Annotated in this window: 29 protein-coding genes and 1 pseudogene; 24 read left to right on the forward strand and 6 right to left on the reverse strand. The window is 58.2% G+C overall.

The window, feature by feature from the left end; all coding sequences use genetic code 11:
* The first annotated feature begins 1 nt into the window (after window position 1).
* Window positions 2-913 (forward strand): hypothetical protein, encoded by a 912-nt coding sequence (locus ACZ1A1_RS04900; RefSeq protein WP_463619015.1) that lies wholly within the window; start codon window positions 2-4, stop codon window positions 911-913.
* A 2-nt stretch (window positions 914-915) separates the two neighbouring features.
* Here ACZ1A1_RS04900 and ACZ1A1_RS04905 read toward each other — a convergent pair whose 3' ends face one another.
* Window positions 916-1,611 (reverse strand): helix-turn-helix domain-containing protein, encoded by a 696-nt coding sequence (locus tag ACZ1A1_RS04905; RefSeq protein ID WP_463619016.1) that lies wholly within the window; start codon window positions 1,609-1,611, stop codon window positions 916-918.
* A 146-nt stretch (window positions 1,612-1,757) separates the two neighbouring features.
* Here ACZ1A1_RS04905 and ACZ1A1_RS04910 point away from each other — a divergent pair, with 146 nt between their 5' ends.
* The 9 genes and pseudogenes from ACZ1A1_RS04910 to ACZ1A1_RS04950 all read left to right on the forward strand — a co-directional run bounded on the left by ACZ1A1_RS04910 (window position 1,758) and on the right by ACZ1A1_RS04950 (window position 5,692).
* On the forward strand, window positions 1,758-1,940 hold the full coding sequence (locus tag ACZ1A1_RS04910; RefSeq protein ID WP_306156790.1) for a hypothetical protein: 183 nt from the start codon (window positions 1,758-1,760) through the stop codon (window positions 1,938-1,940).
* Window positions 1,937-2,167: pseudogene (locus tag ACZ1A1_RS04915) on the forward strand (DUF2312 domain-containing protein); the annotation flags it as partial. The gene ACZ1A1_RS04910 and the pseudogene ACZ1A1_RS04915, both read left to right, overlap by 4 nt.
* Window positions 2,168-2,877: 710 nt before the next feature.
* A complete protein-coding gene (locus ACZ1A1_RS04920) occupies window positions 2,878-3,204 on the forward strand; it encodes a hypothetical protein (RefSeq protein WP_463619017.1) in 327 nt (108 codons plus the stop codon).
* Window positions 3,205-3,379: 175 nt separating this feature from the next.
* Window positions 3,380-3,502, forward strand: a complete 123-nt coding sequence (locus ACZ1A1_RS04925; RefSeq protein ID WP_463619018.1) for a hypothetical protein — start codon at window positions 3,380-3,382, stop codon at window positions 3,500-3,502.
* Window positions 3,503-3,940: 438 nt separating this feature from the next.
* The gene (locus ACZ1A1_RS04930; RefSeq protein ID WP_463619019.1) at window positions 3,941-4,282 is read left to right on the forward strand and encodes a hypothetical protein; all 342 of its coding nucleotides are present in this window, start codon (window positions 3,941-3,943) and stop codon (window positions 4,280-4,282) included.
* A gap of 27 nt (window positions 4,283-4,309) precedes the next feature.
* Window positions 4,310-4,846, forward strand: a complete 537-nt coding sequence (locus ACZ1A1_RS04935) for a GIY-YIG nuclease family protein (RefSeq protein ID WP_463619020.1) — start codon at window positions 4,310-4,312, stop codon at window positions 4,844-4,846.
* Entirely contained in the window at window positions 4,846-5,229 is a 384-nt protein-coding gene (locus ACZ1A1_RS04940) for a hypothetical protein (RefSeq protein WP_463619021.1), read from the forward strand. Before ACZ1A1_RS04935 ends, ACZ1A1_RS04940 begins: the two co-directional genes overlap by 1 nt.
* Entirely contained in the window at window positions 5,226-5,426 is a 201-nt protein-coding gene (locus ACZ1A1_RS04945; protein ID WP_463619022.1) for a hypothetical protein, read from the forward strand. Before ACZ1A1_RS04940 ends, ACZ1A1_RS04945 begins: the two co-directional genes overlap by 4 nt.
* Window positions 5,423-5,692 (forward strand): hypothetical protein, encoded by a 270-nt coding sequence (locus ACZ1A1_RS04950; protein WP_463619023.1) that lies wholly within the window; start codon window positions 5,423-5,425, stop codon window positions 5,690-5,692. The genes ACZ1A1_RS04945 and ACZ1A1_RS04950 overlap by 4 nt, the downstream gene beginning before the upstream one ends.
* 76 nt (window positions 5,693-5,768) lie before the next feature.
* Here ACZ1A1_RS04950 and ACZ1A1_RS04955 read toward each other — a convergent pair whose 3' ends face one another.
* Window positions 5,769-6,803: a hypothetical protein gene (locus ACZ1A1_RS04955; RefSeq protein WP_463619024.1), complete on the reverse strand. Its 1,035-nt coding sequence runs from the start codon at window positions 6,801-6,803 to the stop codon at window positions 5,769-5,771.
* A 65-nt stretch (window positions 6,804-6,868) separates the two neighbouring features.
* Between ACZ1A1_RS04955 and ACZ1A1_RS04960 the strand changes: the two genes are divergently transcribed.
* Genes ACZ1A1_RS04960 through ACZ1A1_RS04990 form a run of 7 tightly spaced genes read left to right on the forward strand, consistent with a single transcriptional unit; the run spans window position 6,869 to window position 10,050 of the window.
* On the forward strand, window positions 6,869-7,090 hold the full coding sequence (locus ACZ1A1_RS04960) for a hypothetical protein (RefSeq protein WP_463619025.1): 222 nt from the start codon (window positions 6,869-6,871) through the stop codon (window positions 7,088-7,090).
* Complete coding sequence (locus ACZ1A1_RS04965; RefSeq protein WP_463619026.1) at window positions 7,087-7,473, forward strand: RusA family crossover junction endodeoxyribonuclease; 387 nt, start codon at window positions 7,087-7,089, stop codon at window positions 7,471-7,473. Before ACZ1A1_RS04960 ends, ACZ1A1_RS04965 begins: the two co-directional genes overlap by 4 nt.
* Complete coding sequence (locus tag ACZ1A1_RS04970) at window positions 7,470-7,790, forward strand: GIY-YIG nuclease family protein (RefSeq protein WP_463619027.1); 321 nt, start codon at window positions 7,470-7,472, stop codon at window positions 7,788-7,790. The genes ACZ1A1_RS04965 and ACZ1A1_RS04970 overlap by 4 nt, the downstream gene beginning before the upstream one ends.
* Entirely contained in the window at window positions 7,783-8,268 is a 486-nt protein-coding gene (locus tag ACZ1A1_RS04975) for a DUF1376 domain-containing protein (RefSeq protein ID WP_463619028.1), read from the forward strand. Before ACZ1A1_RS04970 ends, ACZ1A1_RS04975 begins: the two co-directional genes overlap by 8 nt.
* Entirely contained in the window at window positions 8,261-8,902 is a 642-nt protein-coding gene (locus tag ACZ1A1_RS04980) for a hypothetical protein (RefSeq protein ID WP_463619029.1), read from the forward strand. The genes ACZ1A1_RS04975 and ACZ1A1_RS04980 overlap by 8 nt, the downstream gene beginning before the upstream one ends.
* A complete protein-coding gene (locus ACZ1A1_RS04985) occupies window positions 8,899-9,375 on the forward strand; it encodes a helix-turn-helix domain-containing protein (RefSeq protein WP_463619030.1) in 477 nt (158 codons plus the stop codon). The genes ACZ1A1_RS04980 and ACZ1A1_RS04985 overlap by 4 nt, the downstream gene beginning before the upstream one ends.
* Before the next feature lie 27 nt (window positions 9,376-9,402).
* Window positions 9,403-10,050: a hypothetical protein gene (locus ACZ1A1_RS04990; protein WP_463619031.1), complete on the forward strand. Its 648-nt coding sequence runs from the start codon at window positions 9,403-9,405 to the stop codon at window positions 10,048-10,050.
* A gap of 130 nt (window positions 10,051-10,180) precedes the next feature.
* Here ACZ1A1_RS04990 and ACZ1A1_RS04995 read toward each other — a convergent pair whose 3' ends face one another.
* Window positions 10,181-10,426: a hypothetical protein gene (locus tag ACZ1A1_RS04995; RefSeq protein WP_463619032.1), complete on the reverse strand. Its 246-nt coding sequence runs from the start codon at window positions 10,424-10,426 to the stop codon at window positions 10,181-10,183.
* A 1-nt stretch (window position 10,427) separates the two neighbouring features.
* On the reverse strand, window positions 10,428-10,778 hold the full coding sequence (locus ACZ1A1_RS05000; protein ID WP_463619033.1) for a helix-turn-helix domain-containing protein: 351 nt from the start codon (window positions 10,776-10,778) through the stop codon (window positions 10,428-10,430).
* Between the two features lie 472 nt (window positions 10,779-11,250).
* On the opposite strand from ACZ1A1_RS05000, the gene ACZ1A1_RS05005 reads away from it, so the two are divergent.
* Window positions 11,251-11,718 carry a Panacea domain-containing protein gene (locus ACZ1A1_RS05005; RefSeq protein WP_463619034.1) on the forward strand — a complete coding sequence of 156 codons (468 nt, stop codon included), beginning with the start codon at window positions 11,251-11,253 and terminating at the stop codon, window positions 11,716-11,718.
* Window position 11,719: 1 nt separating this feature from the next.
* Window positions 11,720-12,109: a hypothetical protein gene (locus ACZ1A1_RS05010; protein WP_463619035.1), complete on the forward strand. Its 390-nt coding sequence runs from the start codon at window positions 11,720-11,722 to the stop codon at window positions 12,107-12,109.
* A 58-nt stretch (window positions 12,110-12,167) separates the two neighbouring features.
* Here the strand turns inward: ACZ1A1_RS05010 and ACZ1A1_RS05015 are convergent, their stop codons facing one another.
* Both ACZ1A1_RS05015 and ACZ1A1_RS05020 read right to left on the reverse strand, forming a co-directional pair.
* On the reverse strand, window positions 12,168-12,371 hold the full coding sequence (locus ACZ1A1_RS05015; protein WP_463619036.1) for a hypothetical protein: 204 nt from the start codon (window positions 12,369-12,371) through the stop codon (window positions 12,168-12,170).
* A gap of 288 nt (window positions 12,372-12,659) precedes the next feature.
* On the reverse strand, window positions 12,660-14,105 hold the full coding sequence (locus tag ACZ1A1_RS05020; RefSeq protein WP_463619037.1) for a hypothetical protein: 1,446 nt from the start codon (window positions 14,103-14,105) through the stop codon (window positions 12,660-12,662).
* A gap of 62 nt (window positions 14,106-14,167) precedes the next feature.
* On the opposite strand from ACZ1A1_RS05020, the gene ACZ1A1_RS05025 reads away from it, so the two are divergent.
* Genes ACZ1A1_RS05025 through ACZ1A1_RS05045 form a run of 5 tightly spaced genes read left to right on the forward strand, consistent with a single transcriptional unit; the run spans window position 14,168 to window position 18,799 of the window.
* On the forward strand, window positions 14,168-14,791 hold the full coding sequence (locus ACZ1A1_RS05025) for a putative metallopeptidase (RefSeq protein ID WP_463619038.1): 624 nt from the start codon (window positions 14,168-14,170) through the stop codon (window positions 14,789-14,791).
* Between the two features lie 24 nt (window positions 14,792-14,815).
* The gene (locus ACZ1A1_RS05030) at window positions 14,816-15,280 is read left to right on the forward strand and encodes a DUF2280 domain-containing protein (protein ID WP_463619039.1); all 465 of its coding nucleotides are present in this window, start codon (window positions 14,816-14,818) and stop codon (window positions 15,278-15,280) included.
* Window positions 15,267-16,682 carry a phage terminase large subunit gene (gene terL / locus ACZ1A1_RS05035; RefSeq protein WP_463619040.1) on the forward strand — a complete coding sequence of 472 codons (1,416 nt, stop codon included), beginning with the start codon at window positions 15,267-15,269 and terminating at the stop codon, window positions 16,680-16,682. The genes ACZ1A1_RS05030 and terL overlap by 14 nt, the downstream gene beginning before the upstream one ends.
* On the forward strand, window positions 16,682-18,034 hold the full coding sequence (locus ACZ1A1_RS05040) for a DUF4055 domain-containing protein (protein ID WP_463619041.1): 1,353 nt from the start codon (window positions 16,682-16,684) through the stop codon (window positions 18,032-18,034). Before terL ends, ACZ1A1_RS05040 begins: the two co-directional genes overlap by 1 nt.
* A 48-nt stretch (window positions 18,035-18,082) precedes the next feature.
* Window positions 18,083-18,799 (forward strand): hypothetical protein, encoded by a 717-nt coding sequence (locus ACZ1A1_RS05045; protein WP_463619042.1) that lies wholly within the window; start codon window positions 18,083-18,085, stop codon window positions 18,797-18,799.
* Window positions 18,800-18,856: the final 57 nt, after the last annotated feature.

An 18,856-nucleotide genomic window follows, 5' to 3' on the forward strand; every position in this document is an offset into this window, starting at 1 on the left:
AATGTTTGAGCGCAGTATGTTTCCCAGCCGGACAGGGCTAATACCTGCAAAAAGAGCCCCGCTATATTACCGGCCGATTCACGGTTCAAATGAGCAACTTGTGGTGGGTGTGCTTGTCATGGGGCAAAGCGGACTGCATCTTGAGCGGGCCAACAGATTGGAACGCCTAAATTGTTTCTATGGCAATGCCGCTGTCGGTGTGATTGATGCCATTGAAATGAGTCTGGATGATCTGGAAGATAGCTTTGAGAGTATCGCGACTGGCGGATTGCGAGACTTTAGTCCTTTAACAACTGGGCTCTGGATTGGAGAATTGGAGGGAACTGAAGGCGTTAGTCTCAAAGCGATAGGCGAGACTTGGATGAAAACAATGTCATCCCTTTATGCCCCGCACTTCAGTCAGGTCGTTCCGTTTTCATCAAACGAGATAGCGGAGGTCGTTGCTATCAGTGATGAGCCCGCGCAGTCACGACTCGGCAACCTCCTCCTAAATTACATACAGACGAGGAATCCGCTTGTCGCCAAAGCGTTTAGTCCTGAGATCCGCCGGCAACAAAGAGCGAAACGTGCTCATGGCGTCATTATTGATTTCTCCGGCCGGAAGGTGGTCGCGAACTTTGGCGTAGTATCGGTAGCCAATTATACGCGCTCGATAGACTCTATCAAGCGTCGTATGTGGGACCTCAAAGTGTCGGAGCAGCGAGACGAGTCCTCGTTGTTGACCCGTAAACATGAACTACTGGCCCAGCATCCTGCTTTTGATGACCCCCAGCTTACGTCGAAGCAGGCTGATAAGGTTAAAGATGGTCTCAATGAACTTGAAACCGAGGCGGATCAGCTCAAGATACGATTTCGTCCGATGACAACGGTCCAAGCAATCGGGGATCACATTTTGGATCTTGAAGCGGCGTAGAATTAGAACCCCGGCATCTCGTTCATCACCCGTCGAACCAAGGCAATTACCTTCACCGTCACGCCGTCGTCGGCCTCATGGTCCTGCCGGATGACGATCGCCTTGTGTTTCGGGTTCGTGGATCTCGGGTGAAACTCCGCGCGATCGGAGTAGATCTCGAGCTGCTTCACTGACCATTCGCGGAAGTGCCCGCTGTCGCGCGTGCGCTCGACGACTACCACCATCCCTGATTTCAGTTCGACCAAGTGCTCGACGTCGTCGTATGCGAGGCAGACGAGCCGGTCGCCCTGCAGGATGGGCCGCGGCTTCAGATCGTTCATGCTGTCGCCAGAGCAATCGAATAGAAGCTGGCGCGCATTCGGGAAGAGATCGTCGCGGGGGATCGCTACGCGCTGTCGCTCCGACTGATCGAATTCGTCCACTTCGCGGAACGTGCCGGCTTCAACTGTACCGGCGACGAGGCCTTCGGTCAGGCCCCCGGCGTTCGGCACGACATCGCCAGTTGGCAGGTCCGCTTCGAGATATTCGGCGATCCGCGGCAGCTCGTCGACTTTGAGCTTCCGGTTGCCCTTAAGCAGCTGAGTGATCTGGGGATGTGCAATACCGAGGTGCGCGGCTAGCCCGCTCTGCGTCTTGCCGGCCTTTTTTAGGTTTTCCCGGATCCAGTCCAGGTACTGTTTTGTCATCTCGTCGCGCATGTTTGATTTTCGCACAACGAGCAGGCAAAGGCTGTTAGGATTATCGTACAATCACGCTTGCTATTAATGTATGAATATCGTACATTGACAAAATGAGATGCGAACCAGCCAACACGATCATCAATAAGTTCAAGGGCTTGAAGCCCTTGGCAGACGTCACCAATGTCAAGGTCCATACGGTGATGCGCTGGCGCATGCCGAAGGACAAAGGCGGGACCGGTGGCGTGGTTCCTCATTGGCATGTCCCGGCGATCCTTGAGGCCGCGAAGGCTCGTGGGCTCGACATCCGTCCGTCGGACTTCGCGCCGGTCATGGAAGGTGCAGCATGAGCGCCGATATCGTTGCTGCCGATCAGCTCAAGGCCATTGTTCAGAGAGTGGAGCGTCTCGAAGCCGAGATTGCCGACCTGAACGCTGATAAGTCCGAGATCTACAAGGAGGCCCGCGCCAACGGCTTCGACGTGAAGGCCATCAAGAAGGTCGTCTCGAAGCGGAAGATCGACGATCATGAGCGCGTCGAGCAGGATCACGTCTTCGATCTGTATTGGGATGCGGTTCATGGTCTCAACCTCGTGCATGCACACGCACGAGAAAACATTGAACAATTTGACGCTAACCCGCGCCTGATCAAGCAGGTCGTCGACGGCATGCAGACCGAAGCCGGCCGCGCCGCGCTGATCGCTGCTGTTGATATCATGATTGACCGCGAAGAGGCGAAAGAACTTGAAGCTTCGGACGGCTCCCCCTCCGTCTCCTCTTCGCCGACGACGCGCGAGGCCGAAGAATGCGTCGTATCCAATAACAGCCGGCCCGCTGACACGGCGGTTCCCGGTGGCGAACCGAGCATACCAAGCACCGATGCCGGCGGCGTAAAAATGGATGGTTCCAGCCATCCAGGCCGGCCCGACGCAACGTCGTCGGGGACCATAAACGCCAAATCGGAGCGTGCCACCAATTCCCATTCCGACAAAGCCACCGTCGCCACTCAAGTCGAAGCGACGGGACCAACCAGCGACGAGCGCGAGACCGACCTTAATGAGGCGGCACAACGAGATCGCGCCGCCGCCAACGCAGGAGGCGACGATGTAGACCGCAGCGCGGCGCGCGCCACGACCTCGAGCACAGGGGAGGGCGCCGCCAAAACCGCTCTCCCCGCAAAGTCCAGCATTCGCCCACTCTGCCGGAACCCCGGTGAGACATGCGGCGGATACGGCCGGAAGCATTGCCGCGCCTGTGAAATGGCAGCGGCTGAATTGGAGGCAGCAGAATGACCCGAAAAATTTCATGGTGGTCTCGCGCCTCCACTGAACAGAAGCTCGCCCAGATCGACGGCGGCATTGAGCTTGGCATGAGCGGCCGGCACATCGCCCTGAATGTCGGCGCGACCCGTGCGGCGGTTCTGGAATTCGGTCGCCGTCATGGCCGCCGGTTCGTCGCCAAGGCATCGCCGGCGCAAATGCAGCATGCCGGCCGGATCGCCGGTCTCCAGCATGCCCGTCGTCTCGGCAAGGTTGATTTCGAGATTTCGTCGGCATTCGCAATCTTCGGTGAGAAGCCGGCTGAGGACCCGCTCTTCGATGAGGTGCCGGCATGAACTCCCAGGCCCACATCGAGCACCATCATGATCTCCAGGAGAGCAGAGCCGCGGTAGCCGCAACGGACTTCGTGCTCGGCCTTCCCCAGACATCGCGCGAGGTCGACCGGGCTGTTGAGTTTCTGGTTGATCGCGAGCCTGCCCGATATCAGCAACCCCGTCCGAGGAGTGCATCATGACTTGGATCATCTACGGCATCGTCGGCTTCGTCATTCTCTGCGGGCTGGTCGCTCTCACGGTCGCGCTCGGCGGCGAGGATGACGACTTCCTCGAAAACGACTGGTGGCGCGATCAGTGACGCCAAGCGAAATCGGTTAGCGCTGATCCTCCTCCCAAGCAGCTGACCGATCATCGGAGCGCGCGGCGAAGTCCCCCTCAGTCGCGCGCTCCACTCGAATTCTCGGAAAGCCGCCTTGCAGCTTCATTACGACAGCGTGCGCGGCCATCCCGAGCGGAATGAAAAGCGAGGACACCGAGGCCGAGGAAACCCCGGTGTCCTCTCGATCCCGGGCAGTTCGTGCGGCGGACCCCGGGAATGGAATTAGACGGCTCGACCCAGGCGGGCCAGCAGACGGAGAGGGCGAGAGATCGCCGCCAAGCGATTTGCCATCTCCGTCGAATTTTGAAGGTCGCTTCATGTGCAACTCCTTCGGACCTAAGCAATCCGAAGTTCGCACAGGAGACTGCCAAGGTGTTGTCAAAGTCTGACAAGGAAAAGTCGAGCAGAGGCAAGAGAATGGGTGACGTGTATTTCGCGCAAACGATGTTCAGGGAAGCTTTCCCTCAGCGCCGATACGGAAGCGTCAAGGCAGCGCTGTACGAAGCGCACCGCTTTATCTCCCGCCGAGTTCGAAAAGATTTCACCGAGCGTCGTGTGCGCTCGATCTGGGAAGGCACGGCCAAGAGGATCGATGCCGAGGAAATGGAAGCCTTGAAGGCCGCTCTACAGGAGGAAGCCCGCCGTGAGCAAAACGAACTCCGTGCCCGTCTGGCTTCGCTGGATGAAAAGATTGCCGCTTTTGAGGCGTCTGCGCATCGCGAAGCGCTGGCGCGCCCGCTCTCGGAAATGGGCCGATAGGGCCGATTGGATCGTAGGGGGGTGAGCATGAGTATCTACGTGCTGCGATCAGCCGAGTTGGTGAAAATCGGCTACAGCGCCAACCTGCACAAGCGCGTCGGCGCTATCGTCTCAGGTTCTCCAGTTGCTGTCGAATTCGTCGGGCATATGCCAGGCGAACGAGATGTTGAAGCCCACCTTCACCAGCGGTTTGCAGCGCATCGCTTCTCGGGTGAGTGGTTCGTTGAGACGGACGAGATGCGTGCGGCCTTTGCCGCAATACTCACCCCCAAGATGCCGACGCCCGCGCCTGCCAAGGGACCGCTCGGCAGGCGCGGGCGTGACCACTCGGCAGTTCTGATTTTCAAGGAGCGGCTTCGTGAGGCAGGTGCTCGTCTCTTTCCAATGGAGAGCCATGCAGAACGCGTCATCGGACTGGCCACATTGCTCAAGTGGCCAAAGAGCCGCCTCAAGGATGTCTACTACGGCGATACGCGGGTTTCCCTCCGCGCGATCGAGATGGAAGAGTTGAACGCATTCTGGCTCGCTCCGGAACTCCGTGAAGAGATCGGGGAGGGGGAGTGATGCAGCAGCTTGGCCTCTTCGACGCACTTCGCCGCCCGCCAGTTCGCATCGCTGTCGATGCCGATGGACCTGTCGTTCGTGACGATCCGGACTTCACGTTTCGCCTTCCGCACCCGCGCATGGCATGGGACCGTGCCGAGATCGAGATCCATCGCCACACCAATGGACTCTGGATGTGGTCGACCAGCTACAACGGCGACATGGGTGGCGGCGGTTATCGCGTAGGCGCCAAGTGGGGCAAGTTCGCCGAGACCCGCGAGGATGCCCTCTTCTACGCCTGCGAGGAGCTTGAACGCTGCCTCGGCGATAGCGATACCGCGGATGTCGCTCTGATCCGCAAATGGGTTCTCGCTCTCAAGGATGATGCGAGGGCGTTCCAATGACCGACCCCGCCGAAATGATCGCATGGCTTGATCGCCGTATCGCCAGCGCCAACACATGGCTTGATGACCATGGCCGCAGCTCCAAGAAGCCGCGCCCTGAAATGGAAATCGAGACCAAGGAATACGACATCGCCCGGTTCGAAGAGATCCGCGTTGCATACTGCCGCGCCCTTGAGAACAGGAGGGCGAGCGCATGACGTGGCTGGACGAAGCCCGCGCTGTCATCAAGCGCTATGACACCGAAACGCCAGGTACGACCCCGCTGGCCGACCGAAAGCGCCATCTGCGCCAGCTATGCCCTCCGCATTTCCGGTCCACGAGCTGGGGACGCAAGGTCTGGCCGAAGGCGTGCAAGGAATACCTCAAGCGGTTCGAGCCGGTAGCCAAGTCTGACGCCGCGATCCCCGCCAATCACCTTTCGCCGCTTGAGCGAATAATGCGGGGACAAGTTCATGAGCCATAAGACTTGTTTTGATATCCACTGGTCGCTCGGCAATGCCCAACGAAGCGGGGGACGCGTCGTGAGGCGACGGTCTACCTTATTCAACGTTCTCGGAAGAGGCGTCGACCATTGGCTCAATTTTGAGCATATAGCTCTCCCAGTCAAAAGCACGGTGGGCCCTTGGAGGAGTTTCCGCGAAAAAGAAGTTGTTGCCTTCCGAGAGTTTGGAAAACGGGTGGGGCTTGCCCGCGCGCACAAAAGGAAAAGATCCTCCATACTCAAGGCTCGAGAAGTCGCAATCCTTGAAGGTATTCACTGTCATAATGCGTGTATTGGCAAATTCGATCGAGCAGTCCGAAAATATACAATTTCGAAACCTGGTCCACGCCTGCGTAACTTTGAAGTGCTGTATTTCGCAATTGAAGAAGGACGTCTTGGATGGGTCGATAACGCGTTCAAGGTCTCGACCATTAAATGTTCCAGAGATGTAACGCGTAAATCGGACACCGTTCACAATTACGGGATCTTCATTTTCGCTGCCGCTTGTTTCCAGAACAATCGAACGGGAAGAGCTTCGTTCCATTCGAGCGCCTACATCCAATGCCGCGACCGCTGCATCGGTTATCTTTCGCTTTTCCCGCGTCTTGTGGTGTACCTCAATAAGGTCAGCAAGGATGTCCATTGCTTGACTCGAAAATGCACCCGCAGGAGATGTTATCACGGCTTGAAGAGCTGCGATACCAGCGTGCACGTGAGATTCCTTTTCGTCGCCGAGAAGTTTGGTGCCATCCATCAGCAGCTTTGCAAGGTTTTCTTCGTCCTTCGCGTCATTCTGACGCTTCTGCTGCCTCAATTGCTCGGATCCGAGCTTGCCGCGCCAAACCGCTCCGCAAAACGTAACGGTAGCGGCGCACGCGAGAAAGAACGGCGCGAACGCTTGAGACGCTTTCTGCGCCTCCTCTGCGTTGGCTTGATTTATCACGGCTACTCCAGCGCAAACAACAAAGACGAGGCTAAGCGAGGCCGCAACCAAAGTGATCTGAAACCAACATTCTGCAGATTTGTTGAAGTCCTCGCCAGACAGGATCGGCGAAAGTATTTTCTTGAGATTCATAGGTTCGTCGATCTCCACAGCGGGGTTCCAATTCAACCTATGGCTGATCGGAGTGAGTCGTCGAGCCCTATCGAGGTGGCGGCATGATCTTCACCGCAGCCTTTGCCCTTCACGGCCCCGACGTTCCCAAGCTGGCCGAAGTCCTCCGCATCCGGGACCACGACGCCGACCGTCTCAAGAACTATATGATGAACCACAAGCCCCTCACGCCTCGCCAGCACAAGCACATCAATCAAAGGTGCAGGCAGATGGTAGCCCGTCACGCGCTCCGGCTTGTGCGCGAGAAGGCGCAGGTGGCTGCATGACCGGTGCAATCCGAATCCCCATCACAGACATGCCGCCGTCGGCAAACGCCATGCGCTCTCACTTCGTCGAAGACGGGAAGGTTAAGAGCACCAAGAGCAAGTCCTATCTTGCTTGGAAGAAGGCGGCATCATGGGAAATCGCTGGCGCTCGCCCTGGTAGGATCGAAGGCCCGTATCGCCTCTATATTGCTGTCCAGCGCGATTGGCGCACCAAGCGCGCCCGCGACATCGACAACATCATCAAGCCCGTATCTGACGCCCTGGTCGCGGCCGGCGTCGTCGCTGACGATAGTCTTGCCGAAGAGGTGAGGGCCAAGTGGGTCGATGATCTCGGCGGGCCGGCTGTCATCGCCACACTCGAAGCTGCCGAGGTGACGCAATGAGTAGCCGTTGCCTAGTTTGCAGTCCAAAAGTCTGCGGTGAATACTGGCTTTATGTCGTGGCTGAGCGCGATGGACATGGGCCAGTTAAGGTCGGGGTCAGCAAGAGACCAGTTCACCGCCTCGCGCAACATCGCAAGAAGACGAAGCGCGACTTGTCGATCCACTTGAGTATCGCATTCAAATGCGAGTTCAAAGCACTAGAGGCAGAGGAAAGCTGCCTTCATACGCTCAAAGAAAGCCGTCTCTTTGGAGACTGGTTCAATCTCCCGGTCAGCCAGGTAGTTGATACAGTGAAAAGGAGATGTGGCCGTGGCTAGTCTCCCTTGTATGCCGTTCTGGACCGATGCCTATTTGGCCGACACGATTCATTTGACCACGGAGCAGCATGGCGCCTACCTGCTCCTACTGTTCCAGGCATGGCGTTCGCACGATTGCTCGCTTGCCGATGACGACGAGATTTTGGCTCTCCAAGCTAAGGTCACTCCATCGAAGTGGCGGCAGATGAAGCCGGTCATCATGGCTTTCTGGACGCTGGATAAGCGCCGCAAACGTTGGGTGCAGAAGCGCCTCAAAACCGAACGCGACAAAGCGAGCATCAAGAAGGCGAAAGCGCGCGATAGCGCCGTAAGTCGCTGGAAAGAAAAGGGAAAGGGTGATGCGAACGCATTTCGTTCGCAATGCTACCCTGAACCTAAACCTGAACCTATCGTAAAACCTACCGGTTTTTCTTCCAGCGCTGGCGCGCAAAAAAAATCCGACATCATCGAACTGAAGGAGGCTTTCATCGATGGCTGATCTCGTCCCTGCCGATATCTTCGAACGCCTTCCCGAGCGCTACCGCCGCAGGGCGAGGGAGATCAGGGTCCGGGTTTCCGAGATCGACGCTCTCCTGCGCCGTTGCGATACCGGCGCGCTGCGAGATGCCGCAGTTAGGCTTCGCGGCCAGCTGCGCCCGCAGCCCGACGTGGAGATGACCCACTTCGCCAAGGAGTTCCGGACTGCCTGTGCCGACCTGCCGGAATGGGCCGTCTCGGAGGCCACGAACGACTTCCTCGCCGGCCGCGTCGAGAACCACACCGGCCAGTTCATGCCGACGTGCGCCGAATTCGCGCGGCACGCCAGGTCGATCATCGCGCCATTCATCGGCGAGAAGAACGGGCTTCGCAATGAAGCCGAACGCTTGTTTGAGCGGGCAGAGGACGAGGCGCGGCGCGCAGCCATCGCGATGGAGCGGGCTGACCCTGCTGTCAGGCAGCGGGTACGAGCGCTTATCGCCTCGGCGAACGCTGGCGCTCCACTGCCGGTGATCGGGCACACGCATTCGGGAACGATGCCGGATGCCAAGGCGGCGATGGACAAGCTGCGTGTCCGCCGGCCCCACGTCTCAAAGCTTCCCGAAACCCGACTAGTGAAAGGGAAACGCTCATGAACATCCAGCTCTCAGCCAAGACCTTCACCAGCACCGCGGCACTGCTTGCTGATCATGCTGCAGTACGCCGGCGGCTGTTCGCACCGACGAAGGAACGCAAGGCCAACGAGCCGCAAGAGCAGGAGCCAGTGGCAACGGTTCGCCGCCACCACCCGCGCGAAAAGCTTCGCTTCCAGGACGCCCACGTGGCGGCCTACCGCCGGTGGCAGATGATCGCGGCCAACGGACCATGCACCGCGCACATCCTGAAGCGGTGCGAGGAGGAGCGGTACTCTTACGAGGTTGTCACCGGCCCCAACAGAAAGCGCGACGTCACTCATTTCCGCCAGATGCTCATGTGGGAGATCAAGACGACGGTGAAGCCATCGATCTCGCTTCCCGAGCTAGGCCGGCTCTTTGGCGGGCGGGATCACACGACAGCGCTTCATGGCATCCGGGCGCACGCCGAGCGACTGACCACCATCTCTAAATAACGCAGCGGCAGCGCGAGGAACATGACCATGGCAAGCAACTGGTACGCGGTACGCGCAAAGCCCGGCACTCAGCGGATGGCACGGCCGCTCCCGATCCCGGCGAACATCACCGACAAGGAAAGGATCGAGGCCGAGCGACGCAAGGGTGAAAGCATACTTGAGCGCCAGCTTCGGCAGGAGGGCATCGACGTCTACATGCCGTCTTTCTGGATCCGCACCAAGCACCACCGGACGAACAAGCTGATCGAACGCCGGCTTCCGTTCCTTGTGGGCTACGCCTTCGTCCATCTCCCTGACTTTGAGTTTGAGCGGGTGAGGGGCGTTGAGGCGGTCATGTGTATGTTGGCGCCGACGCGATCCGCCGGCCCGGTTCGCTTCCCCGAGAACATGATCGCGCAGTTCATGGTTGACGAGTTCGAGACCGAGCAGGCCCAGCGCCTTCAGGAATGGTCCGACATCGAGCGCAAGCGCTTCAACAAGGCGAACAATCTCCGCGGCCAGTTGAAGAAAGCGCTGCCGAAGGGCAGGCACCCGAAAACCTCTCTGCGGGAGTACGCCGATCAGGCCATCGACAGGCTCAGTGAGGTCATGCGCGTACGCGTTTTGGCAATTACTGCACAACTTGATGCGCTGGAAGCCGCGGAGACTCTTGAAGAGATAGAAAAAGTCGCTTAGAATCACCGAAATCTTTGGTGATTTGTGGCTGTTCTGATCGCGGACCTCGATTAACGAGGGAACACTCGCCGGGCCACGGGGCGGATTTCACCGCGCCCCGGTCGGAAAATATTGCCCAAAATCTGGTCTGTCAGGCAGTTGGGTCGGACGGATCAACGCTTATCCTTTTCACATGCGGCCATTGTGCCTTCGCCTTGGTAAGAGCGTCTTCACGGTTTCCAGCGAGGACACTGCCGATCAAGACATGCATGATGACGTAGCGCTTCTCGAAGACGTCCCAGCGTGTCAAGCCTTCAGGGTCTGGGCCGTGCTTGCTGATCTTGATTTTGAGTTTCAGGCCGGCCGTGTCGTCTTTGTTTCCGAAGGTGGTGTCCATATCAACTCTCTTTCATGAGCCTTGCGTAGATGCCATCTACGAATTCCCGGTTCTGAAGGTGGTGGAAACGATCAGCCTCGCCTTCCGTCGGCAGTTCGCCTTTAGGGTTTGGTCTTGCAAGACGGGCAAGAAACTCTTCGTCGGTCTCACGCGACTTGTGCTCGATAATGGCGAGGAAGTAGCAGGCATACTCGACGGTGCGCGGAATCTCGACAGGCTGGTGATTGCTTTCCCGCCGCCGCCCCGATTCATAGTTGATCACAGTGCCCCTTGAAATATCGAGCGCCTTCGCAGCCTCTTCCTGAGACCAGTTGAACGAGAGCCGCCACTCCTTGAATTCGTTTGGCGTCATGTTAAATTCTCCCTTCAGAAGGAGGTGAGGCCGATCTAGACCCGGTGGAGACCGGCCCGAAGGCCGATCCCCGTTTTACTAGAAGCTGATCGTCAGGGTTAGCCTGTAAGCCTTAAACCTGATTGTCAGCGTCAGCCGGATTTTCAATCGCCTCACCTCCTTTTCGTTTGCCGAAGCCGTCTGCCCCGGTGATTTCGTTATAGCAAATGTGCCCCTTGTGCACAATGGGAAAAGTGTAAAAAGGGCACATTTTCTAGACGTGCGTCGATATCGGGAAGGCTGCCAGCCGGCGACCAAGGTGGCGTTATCGCCATCTCGCAAAGCAGCAGGAAAGGGCGAGTGTCGCACTTTCCCGACCCCATACGGCATAGCCGTAACAGGCGGCATTTTGCCAGTCATTGAAACTTGATTTGTCAATCCCATTTTTTGTGTGTACCCCAAATGCGGGGTAGCGAATCGAAAGGAGGGATTTATGCACGACAGTCGAGTTGTCGCTAATCGTTTCCTTGATTTGGCTCGACCGCATCGTGACGGCATCACGCCGATGCAGTTGCTCAAACTCGTCTACATCGCCCATGGATGGATGTTAGGGCTCTATGGCCGCCCGCTCATTAGGGATGAGGTCCAAGCTTGGCAATACGGCCCGGTTATTCCAAGACTGTACAATGCCGTGCGCTCCTACCGCAGTCAGCCTGTGGACGGCCCCATTAATGTTCGCGACGAAACGCTCGACGCGCAAGAAGAGAGCATCGTCAAGCAGGTTTATGAGATCTATGGCGGGATGAGCGGTCCTGCGCTTTCGAGGCTGACCCATGCCAAGAACACGCCGTGGGATTTGACCTACGTCCCGGATGAGTTCGGTATTCAGATATCGAACGACATTATCGAGGATCACTATCAGCGCCTCGCCGAGAAGACCGGCAGCACACCGGATTTTTGATTTGGGCGATGACCTCAAGAAAATACCGCTAGGTGCAGGCCCCGACGCTAGTAGCGAGCGAGGGCCACATGCGTCCGAAGATAGCGGACTTCTTGAGGCCGTTTTGCTCGGGCAAGGCCTATCATCAGCCGAAATCAAGGCTCGGGCGGAAGCCAACGAAGCAAACCGAAATGAGCAGTTCCGCAATCACTTCGAAAAGATTGCGATCTGCTCCCTCTGGGGCTTCTACATCTTGTTCGCGCTGCTGGTCCTAACCTGGTTTTGGCACATCCTTTCACCAGAATGCGCGCATTGGCTCACGAGTGAGCAGATCACCAAGGTTCAAGCTTTGGCGACTGGCGGTATCCTTGCGACAATTGCGGCAGGGCACTTGAAAAAGCGCCTGAATTGACTTTACCCCCGCCTGCCCGAAACGAGAGCCGGGCTTAGGTCCGGCTTCTCACATTTCATCAGTCGCCACTCTTGCCGAGCCCGGGAGGGCCATCCAGTCGTCCCGTAGTCGCGGCAAGCGCTCGGATTGCCTCCATGGCAGTTGCCAGGCCCTGCATGAGTAAGGCGGTGTCGCTCGCGTCACTGGCCTTATCGATCTCGAGCGCTCGGGTGCGCAGGCTGGCGCTTTCTGACTGCAGGCGGGCTAGAAGGTCATCGTTCATTGCTTGTCTCCATTTTCGGGGAGAACGCTGCCGCGGCTAAGCCAGTTCCGCTGGCGATGGCCCTGGTGTCAGAACCACCGCCATGCCATCCAGAAGCAAGCGTAGGCGAGAATGCCGATAACGATGAGCAAGGCAATCTGCCGAGCCATGACGGAACGCCCCTTCTGGTTGAAGCAAGAGGATGCCGAGTTTATTGGCGCGAGTCGATGGGGTGCTTCTCTCTGTATCCTCGGTGGAGGGTAGAGATATGCAAGGACTCAGCTTTCATTCCTCGATGGGGAAATGTGGTTAGCCCGAGTTTCCTTGAGTAGGTGAATCTGGTGCCGGGGAAGCTTCAATATCGTCCTTAGCCAGTAAGGTTGCCACAAAATCAGGAAATTTGACGACACCTGACCCTTCAAAGATTGATCGACGGCATTCCGCAGCAAATGTAGCATCTCCAGTATCGGAAACGTATTTCGATACCTGAAAGAGGTCTGAGGTGGCTACCAGCCCGGTCCCCGATGCTTTCGCAGAGGTGATGCATTTTTCAGTGAACTGAGGCTCTCTTTCCGAGGGTGCTTTGAGCCTGTATCCGTTTCCGAAAAGTACGGGTTTTGCCGGGATGGACACCTCGTCACGAGCGAGATCCTCGTGAATGTTCATTGCCAATTGGCGCAGCTTCTCAATGTTAATCGGTTTGGTGTCTTTTCCTTCCGCTTCCCCAAGAAGCCGACCGTCTGCACATTGGAAAATCACATCAAATTCAGATTCTGCATCTTTGTAGTTTTCGGCTTGGAAACCGATAATTGTGAGGGCTCGTATTATGGCTTGTTCGAGTGGTACGCCCTTCTCATACAAAAGCGCTCGAAGGCTGCCAACGTCCACCAGTGCATCTGCCGCCTCTTCTTTTCGTCGCTGTGCCTCGGAAAGACGCTCCTCCGCCTCCAAGAGCGTGGCTTTGAGCGCAACCTCCGCCTCTAACAAATACTCGTGGCTTTCTGCCCACGCCGGCGGGGGTGTTAGTTCTGTTTCCACCCTTAGGGATGCATCGATGCCGAGCCACGACTGCAGTAAACGCTCGGCGAATACCCGGGCGGCTTCGTTTAACTCTTTCCCATCAAAAAAGTCGTCAGGATAGAAGTCCAACATCGGAAGCGTGACAAGATTCCCTCCAGCCTTCGTGCGTGAGATACCGCCAACGACCTGTTCACCCGATTTTGTGTGTATCGGAGCAGATGGCTGATTGTCGTGAAGGGTAACTTCAAATTTTGATTCCGCTCCGAATTCTGACCAATACTGAGCCAATGCTGCAGCATGGGGGGATAGCTTCATAGCGGTTCCAGTGGCATTGCGTGGCTTTAAGGAAAGAGGAATACACTCATAGTTTGAATACCCTGAAACCATTCGAGTGGTGTGTCTATTTTTGCCGGTGCCAGAGTAAGTTCGCTGTCCAGTATCTACGAATATTTCCTTAAGTTGCTCAAGGTAGCAGATCACCGTTTTCCCAGCATCGACAGCGAGTTTTATTTCTCGCCGCCAATGCGCACACCGTTCTTTCAACCTAAAACTGGCGTCTTCGTCGAGACTAATTTTCCCTTGGTACATCTCTCGATAGTGCAGCATATCGCTAATATCTGGGAAAAATACGATAAGGTCCCAGTCAAGGAGCGTGTGTGTTGAATCGAATGAAATCTGGTCGATCTTGTCGGTATTTAGCTCGACACCGATCGCGACGACTTTCCTTGGTGCCACTGCAAGAATCCTCTTAAGTTTAGTTTTCGGAAGAAACCAAACTTGATGTTTGGAAGCAAGCCATGATTGAGCGCCCACAACCACCAGAAAGCATGTTCGGGGTTGACGGGTCGCCATTCACGCCGGCGCTCAACATGCCTGAGTGGGTTCAGGTCACGTTCCTCGACGAAGCCTCACCGGTGGCGAACCCGGAGCACGGTCATCTGACCGAGGCCAGCATCGGCTATCTCTGGGCCGCAGTTGAAAACACGCGCAAGGGCAAGCGCGTGATCGGCCAGTGCGAGACCGGAACGCCGCAGGGTGCAATGGGCAAGTGGGCAAAGGCCCGCGCCGAGCAGCAGATTACGGAGTGGTTCGGCTCAGTGCCGGACTTCATCATCACACTCGACGCCAACTACTGCGCCGCCTGTGGCGATGCCGAGTTCATGGCGCTGGTCGAGCATGAGCTTTACCACGCCGCCCAGGACGTCGACAGTTTCGGCGCCCCGAAGTTCAACAGCATGACCGGCCGCCCGGTCTTCACCATCCGTGGGCACGACGTAGAGCAGTTCATCGGAGTGGTTCGTCGCTACGGGGCTGATGCCGCCGGCGTACGCGAGCTGGTGGACGCTGCCAGCCGGCCGCCTGAGGTTGCCCGCGCTCACATCGAGCATGCTTGCGGGACCTGCAATCTGCGCGTCGCCTGACCTTGAAGGCATCTTGATAGACCGATGGTTAAACCGAAACTCACCCGCGAGCAGCAAACCTACGTGGTTCAAGCGCTCGCCTGCTTCGATACGCCGTCTGTCGTCGTCGCCTCGGTCAAGAAGGATTTCGGCGTCGCGCTCAGCCCGCAGCTAGTCGAGACATATGATCCGACGAAGAAGGCGGGCCGCAATGTCGCCGCCCGCTGGAAGGCGCTGTTCGAGGAAACCCGCAAGACCTTCCTTGAGGACACAGCGTCGATCGCTATCAGCCACCGCGCTGTTCGCCTTCGCGCTCTTCAGCGCATGGCCGACAAGGCAGAGACGCAGGGCAACATGGTACTGGCGTCCTCGCTGCTCAAGCAAGCAGCGGAGGAAGTCGGCGGCAGCTACACCAACCGGCGCGAACTGACAGGGAAGGACGGGAAGGATTTGCCAGTGCCAGTATCGCCGGTGACGATCTTCCAGTTGCCCGACAATGGCAGGGGATGAGAAGGGCGCGGCAGCCCAGACGATAATCAGGCCGCAAGCCGGGCCGCAGACGCAATTCCTCGGGTCATCGGCCGATATTGCCATTTATGGCGGCTCGGCGGGCGGCGGCAAGACGTGGGCGCTCCTGATGGAGCCGCTGCGCCATATCGCAAACCCGCAGTTCGGCGCGGTATTCTTCCGCCGCACGCTGGTGCAGGTCCGAAACGAGGGTGGCCTGTGGGATGAGAGCGAAAAGCTCTATCCCAACCTCAATGCCAAGCCGAAGGTGGCGCCCGATCTGTCATGGAAATTCCCGTCCGGCTCGTCGGTGAGCTTCGCCCACCTCGAGCACGACAAGACGGTATCGAACTGGCAGGGCTCCCAAATCCCGCTCATCTGTTTCGATGAGCTGACGCATTTCACGCAAAAGCAGTTCTGGTATCTGCTCTCGCGTAACCGATCCATGTGCGGCGTCCGACCTTATGTCCGCGCCACATGCAACCCGGACGCCGATAGCTGGGTGGCGGAGTTCATCGCTTGGTGGATCAACCAGGAGACCGGCCTACCGATACCGGAGCGGGCCGGAAAGCTCCGCTGGTTCGTCCGCATCGGTGACAAGATCATCTGGGGCGACACCCGCGAAGACCTCGCCGAGTACACCGCACCTGACGAAAACGGCGAGCAAAAGCCGATCGAGCCGAAGTCGGTGACTTTCGTCCCGGCCAAACTAACCGACAACAAGGCGCTGATGGCGGCCGATCCCGGCTACCTCGCGAACCTGATGGCGCTGCCGACGGTCGAGCGCGAACGCCTTCTGGGTGGCAACTGGAAGATCAGGCCCGCGGCTGGGCTCTTGTTCCAGCGAGGGTGGTGTCAGGTCGTTGATGCTGTGCCGGCGAACGTCATTCAATGGTGCCGAGGATGGGACTTGGCATCGACCCCGAAGATTGAGGGGAACGACCCCGACGCCACCGCCGGCACCAAGATCGGTAAGCTGTCGGATGGCCGCTACATCGTCGCGCACCATGTGAGTGATTGGCTCTCGCCGAAAGGCGTCGAAACACTAATCAAGAATACGGCTTCCGCTGACGGCCGTGGCGTCGGGATTTCGCTTCCGCAGGACCCAGGTCAGGCCGGTAAGTCACAGGTGCAAAGCCTCGTTTCCATGTTGGCTGGCTACGATGCCCGCGCCACACCCGAATCCGGTGACAAGGTTACGCGGTTCTCACCATTCTCCGCGCAGGCAGAGGCAGGAAATGTTCTGGTGCTCCGCGGACCGTGGAATGCCGCGTGGTTCTCAGCGCTTGAGGGTTTCCCAGAGGCCACGCATGACGATGACGCGGATAGCACAAGCCGGGCCTTTAATGCGCTCCTGACGCCCGCGCCAAGCACGACAACATCGTCAGTTACGGGGCTTTATTAATGCAAGACGTGAAAACGAAGCACCCGGACCTGACGCCGGAGCGGCTGGCCGATTGGTGCCTGATGCGCCACACGATGCAGGGGCAGCGCGCTGTAAAGCATGAAGGTGTCCGATACCTGCCGATGCCCTCCGGTTTCAAGGGCATGGCTGACGGAGGCAATGAGGCCTACGAGAAGGCGTACAAGCTGCGCGCCATCGTGCCTGAGCTTCTGGCTCCGTCGGTGGCGGCGATGATCGGCATCATCCACGCCAAGGAGACGCAGATCAAAATACCGGATGGCCTTGCCTCCATCTGGGAGAACGCCGACGGCGACGGGATGAGCCTTGAGGCCTTCCACCGTCGCATCACGCGCTATCTGCTCTGGCTCGGTCGATACGGCGTTCTCACCACGGCCCCGGCCGACGGCGGTGAACCCTTCCTCGCCGGTTATGCCGGTGACAGCATCATCAACTGGGATCGTGATTTCTTCGTGCTCGATGAGAGCGGCATGCGGCGCGCCGGTTTCGAGTGGAAAGAGAATCCGAAATTCCGTGTGCTCGAACTGGTCAATGGCCTCTACGTCTCGACAGTCTACGAGGGTGAAGGCCTCAACACGATCACGAAATCCGAACCTGTCGCTCTAGGTGATGGCCGGCTCAATTTCGTCCCGTTCTATGTAGGTAACGCTCGCGATGTGGTTCCTGCGGTAGAGACGCCGCCACTGATCGGCATCGCGAACGCCATCATCAACTCGTATCAGCTTTCGGCCGATTGGCGCTGGCAGCTCTTCATGAGTGGGCAGGAGACCCTTGTGGCGATCAACGGCGATGCCCCGAAGACCGTAGGGGCGGGCGTCGTGCACCAGATGATGGGCAACGACACGATGACCCCGGACCTGAAATACGTCTCGCCGACCTGTTCTGGCATCGAGGCGCATGAGCAGGCCATCGAGAAGCAGAAGGAAGCCGCCGTCATGGCCGGCGCCCGGATGTTCGAGCAGGAGAAGTCCACACAGGAGAGCGGGGAAGCCCGCAAGCTGCGCTTCGCGAGCGAGACCGCCAACCTCATGAGCGTTTCGCAGGTATCGGCCGCTCTTCTTGAGCGAGGCTTGAAGGCCGCAGCCAGGATGAAGGGGCTGGACGAGAAAGACATCGTCGTTACGTCGCCGAAGGATCTGCTCGACGGCACCATGTCGCCGGCCGATTTCGCCCAGTTGTTCAGCGTCTACACCCAGAACGGCATGTCCTGGGAAACCTTCTACGAGCGCGGCCAGGCTGGCGGGATTTTCTCGCCCGAACGGGACGCCGAAGAAGAATATGCCCTCATCAATCCCGAGGATGCAGAGGACGAGGCCGCAGCGGCGATCATCTAAACCCGGCCGGAACCCGGCCACATCAAGCACCAACAGGAGATATGGCCAATGGCCCTGAAACTCGTTGTGGACTCGCTCGACAATGTCGAGGAGGCCCTGAAGCCCCTCTATGTCGAACATTCCGATGGCAAATTCCATCTGGACACCGACGCCGACAGCGTTCGCGGGCACCGCGACGTGCTGCCCCTCGCCAATGCCTATGAGCGGACCAAGACCGACCTCGCAACCGCCAAGAACGATCTGGCCGAGGCGAAGAAGAAGGTCGCCCCCGACGACTTCGATGCGGAGACGTGGAAGAAGCTGAAGGATGGCAAGACCGATGACGCCGCGCACCAGCGCCAGTTGGTGGAGTTGCGCAAGACCCTCGAAGCCGAGCGCGACGACTGGAAAGGCAAGTTCGAAGGCGAGGTCACGAAGGGAAAGAAGGCCGCGGTCAACGCCGCGCTCACGGATGCTCTCTCTGCCTCCGGCATTACCAACGCCGCCTTTGTCAAAGCCGCCCGCGCTCTTCTGGAACCACGTGTCGCGATGGATTCGGACGAAGCCTCCATGGATATCGGTCTCGGTCCCATGGGCATCGCAGAAGCGGTCAAGCGCTGGGCAGCAGGTGATGAAGGAAAGTCCTTCGTCGCGCCAGCCAAGGGCGACAATGCCAAGGGCAATGAGAATGGCCAACAGCAGCAGCAGGTAAAGGGCGATTTCGGCGGCGATGCCAAGGCCCGCGCCGCTGCGATCTCGGCGAAGTTCCCCGAACTCAGCGCCTAACTCCTGACTATCCGCCCTCCGGGGCGCTCTCCCGTGATCTCAACGAGGTGACGGGCA

The sequence above is a fragment of the Shinella sp. R2-11 genome, assembly GCF_055330205.1.

What these genes read in the sequence shown, in the direction of transcription:
- ACZ1A1_RS04985 (WP_463619030.1), top strand. Translation starts at nt 8,899, where the DNA reads ATGAACATCCAGCTCTCAGCCAAGACCTTCACCAGCACCGCGGCACTG.
- ACZ1A1_RS04980 (WP_463619029.1), top strand. Translation starts at nt 8,261, where the DNA reads ATGGCTGATCTCGTCCCTGCCGATATCTTCGAACGCCTTCCCGAGCGC.
- ACZ1A1_RS04990 (WP_463619031.1), top strand. Translation starts at nt 9,403, where the DNA reads ATGGCAAGCAACTGGTACGCGGTACGCGCAAAGCCCGGCACTCAGCGG.
- ACZ1A1_RS04930 (WP_463619019.1), top strand. Translation starts at nt 3,941, where the DNA reads ATGGGTGACGTGTATTTCGCGCAAACGATGTTCAGGGAAGCTTTCCCT.
- ACZ1A1_RS04945 (WP_463619022.1), top strand. Translation starts at nt 5,226, where the DNA reads ATGACCGACCCCGCCGAAATGATCGCATGGCTTGATCGCCGTATCGCC.
- terL (WP_463619040.1), top strand. Translation starts at nt 15,267, where the DNA reads ATGGCAGGGGATGAGAAGGGCGCGGCAGCCCAGACGATAATCAGGCCG.
- ACZ1A1_RS05025 (WP_463619038.1), top strand. Translation starts at nt 14,168, where the DNA reads ATGATTGAGCGCCCACAACCACCAGAAAGCATGTTCGGGGTTGACGGG.
- ACZ1A1_RS05030 (WP_463619039.1), top strand. Translation starts at nt 14,816, where the DNA reads ATGGTTAAACCGAAACTCACCCGCGAGCAGCAAACCTACGTGGTTCAA.
- ACZ1A1_RS04900 (WP_463619015.1), top strand. Translation starts at nt 2, where the DNA reads ATGTTTGAGCGCAGTATGTTTCCCAGCCGGACAGGGCTAATACCTGCA.
- ACZ1A1_RS04995 (WP_463619032.1), bottom strand. Translation starts at nt 10,426, where the DNA reads ATGGACACCACCTTCGGAAACAAAGACGACACGGCCGGCCTGAAACTC.
- ACZ1A1_RS05000 (WP_463619033.1), bottom strand. Translation starts at nt 10,778, where the DNA reads ATGACGCCAAACGAATTCAAGGAGTGGCGGCTCTCGTTCAACTGGTCT.
- ACZ1A1_RS04950 (WP_463619023.1), top strand. Translation starts at nt 5,423, where the DNA reads ATGACGTGGCTGGACGAAGCCCGCGCTGTCATCAAGCGCTATGACACC.
- ACZ1A1_RS05040 (WP_463619041.1), top strand. Translation starts at nt 16,682, where the DNA reads ATGCAAGACGTGAAAACGAAGCACCCGGACCTGACGCCGGAGCGGCTG.
- ACZ1A1_RS04965 (WP_463619026.1), top strand. Translation starts at nt 7,087, where the DNA reads ATGACCGGTGCAATCCGAATCCCCATCACAGACATGCCGCCGTCGGCA.
- ACZ1A1_RS05015 (WP_463619036.1), bottom strand. Translation starts at nt 12,371, where the DNA reads ATGAACGATGACCTTCTAGCCCGCCTGCAGTCAGAAAGCGCCAGCCTG.
- ACZ1A1_RS04905 (WP_463619016.1), bottom strand. Translation starts at nt 1,611, where the DNA reads ATGCGCGACGAGATGACAAAACAGTACCTGGACTGGATCCGGGAAAAC.
- ACZ1A1_RS04940 (WP_463619021.1), top strand. Translation starts at nt 4,846, where the DNA reads ATGCAGCAGCTTGGCCTCTTCGACGCACTTCGCCGCCCGCCAGTTCGC.
- ACZ1A1_RS05005 (WP_463619034.1), top strand. Translation starts at nt 11,251, where the DNA reads ATGCACGACAGTCGAGTTGTCGCTAATCGTTTCCTTGATTTGGCTCGA.
- ACZ1A1_RS04970 (WP_463619027.1), top strand. Translation starts at nt 7,470, where the DNA reads ATGAGTAGCCGTTGCCTAGTTTGCAGTCCAAAAGTCTGCGGTGAATAC.
- ACZ1A1_RS04960 (WP_463619025.1), top strand. Translation starts at nt 6,869, where the DNA reads ATGATCTTCACCGCAGCCTTTGCCCTTCACGGCCCCGACGTTCCCAAG.
- ACZ1A1_RS04920 (WP_463619017.1), top strand. Translation starts at nt 2,878, where the DNA reads ATGACCCGAAAAATTTCATGGTGGTCTCGCGCCTCCACTGAACAGAAG.
- ACZ1A1_RS05045 (WP_463619042.1), top strand. Translation starts at nt 18,083, where the DNA reads ATGGCCCTGAAACTCGTTGTGGACTCGCTCGACAATGTCGAGGAGGCC.
- ACZ1A1_RS04935 (WP_463619020.1), top strand. Translation starts at nt 4,310, where the DNA reads ATGAGTATCTACGTGCTGCGATCAGCCGAGTTGGTGAAAATCGGCTAC.
- ACZ1A1_RS04925 (WP_463619018.1), top strand. Translation starts at nt 3,380, where the DNA reads ATGACTTGGATCATCTACGGCATCGTCGGCTTCGTCATTCTCTGCGGG.